This window comes from Paratractidigestivibacter sp., assembly GCF_052362415.1.
In the GTDB taxonomy this organism is placed as follows: Bacteria; Actinomycetota; Coriobacteriia; order Coriobacteriales; family Atopobiaceae; genus Paratractidigestivibacter.
This window is the reverse complement of the sequence record NZ_DAWEMK010000042.1, coordinates 13,633-14,301: the sequence shown is the minus strand read 5'-3', so window position 1 is coordinate 14,301 and position 669 is coordinate 13,633. Positions and strand designations below refer to the sequence as shown.

Sequence of the window (669 nt, the reverse complement as noted above, 5' to 3'; positions counted from 1 at the left end):
TGCTAACCGACGGTCAGTTGATCGTCGGTTTTTTCTTGTGAATGCCAGGGCGTCCCAGGAATGCTGCACATGGTGACAGCCATTGAGTGATGGGTGTCCCCAGATGATGCGTGTCCCCAAAGTGCTGCACCCAATGACTGTCACCCAGTAATGGGTTTCCCCGGATGATGTCTGTCCCAGGAAGTTGCACGCAATGACTGTCACCCAGTAATGAGCGGGCGGTTGTGTGCGATTCGCGACATCTGTTATGTTTTCTAGGGTTTCGGGTATGTTAAACAACTCATGTCTTGTTTCCGACCGGTGTCACCGCGGTTGTTTCTTCGTCTCAAACAGCCGTTCTCGCCGGATTTCGACCTGCAGGCACCTTAAGGTCTAATTGTCGATTCGAGAGAGGATTGAACACATGGCAAACATGATCGAGATCAAGGATCTCAACAAGTACTTCGGCGACGTCCACGTGCTCAAGGACGTTAACCTTTCCGTCGCCCCCGGCGAGAAGCTCGTCGTCATCGGTCCGTCGGGCTCCGGCAAGTCCACCCTCATCCGCTGCATCGACTACCTCGAGGAGCCCACGAGCGGTACCGTCACCATCGACGGCACCGAGGTCACAAGGAAGAACCACCTCGAGATGGCCCGCAAGTACTCCTCGATGGTCTTCCAGCAGTTCAA

Annotated in this window: 1 protein-coding gene; it reads left to right on the top strand. The window is 54.7% G+C overall.

All coding sequences use genetic code 11. From position 1 onward, the window contains the following. Positions 1 to 403: 403 nt before the first annotated feature. On the top strand, positions 404 to 669 hold a 266-nt coding region (locus tag ACT84W_RS05885), incomplete at its 3' end, for an ATP-binding cassette domain-containing protein (protein ID WP_444328544.1).